Origin of the sequence: Nitratireductor soli (assembly GCF_001050155.1) — a bacterium.
GTDB classification, from domain to species: domain Bacteria; phylum Pseudomonadota; class Alphaproteobacteria; order Rhizobiales; family Rhizobiaceae; genus Nitratireductor; species Nitratireductor soli.
Genome location: NZ_LFVY01000049.1, coordinates 1 through 817 on the forward strand (window position 1 = coordinate 1; position 817 = coordinate 817).

At 68.1% G+C, this 817-nt stretch carries 1 protein-coding gene; it reads right to left on the reverse strand.

Annotation, left to right across the window (positions count from 1 at the left end):
• Positions 1-817 (reverse strand): tryptophan synthase subunit alpha (gene trpA, locus AB843_RS24580; RefSeq protein WP_048649563.1); only part of this gene is annotated, 817 nt, incomplete at both ends.

The following is an 817-nucleotide window of genomic DNA, read 5'->3' on the forward strand; positions in this document are numbered from 1 at the left end:
CTTCACGCACGCCTTCGGCGAGCCCGCGCACCAGCGTGGCGACGGCCTCGGCGGGGTCGGCCACCTGCGCACCCTTGCCATCGTAGCATTGCGCGATGGCGGCAACGATCGCCGTGCCGACGACGACGCCGTCGGCCGCCTCGCCGATCGCCTTCGCCTGGCGCGCCGTCTTGACCCCGAAGCCGACACAGACCGGAAGGTCCGTGTGCTCCTTGATGCGGGAAACGGCGCCGGCCACCTTGCTCGTGTCGGGCAGCGCCGCGCCGGTCACGCCGGTCATCGAGACGTAATAGACGAAGCCCGACGTGTTCTGCAGCACTTTCGGCAGCCGTTCGGCATCGGTGGTCGGCGTGGCCAGGCGGATGAAGTTCAGCCCGGCCCTCAAGGCCGGCACGCACAGTTCCGCATCCATCTCCGGCGGCAGGTCGACGATGATCAGCCCGTCGATGCCGGCCTCCTTCGCGTCGACCAGGAAGCGCTCGACGCCATAGATGTAGATCGGGTTGTAATAGCCCATCATGACGATCGGCGTGTCGTCGTCGCCGGCGCGGAAGTCACGCGCCATCTGCAAAGTCCTGGCGAGCGTCTGGCCGCCCCTGAGCGCGCGCAGGCCGGCCGCCTGGATGGCCGGGCCGTCGGCCATCGGATCGGAGAAGGGCATGCCCAACTCGATCACGTCGCTGCCGGCCTTAGGCAGCGCCTTCATGATCGACAGGGCCGTTTCATAATCGGGATCGCCGCCCATGATGTAGGTGACGAGCGCCGGCCGGTTTTCTTGCCTGAGCCGGGCGAAGCGGCGGTCGATGCGGGTGGTCAT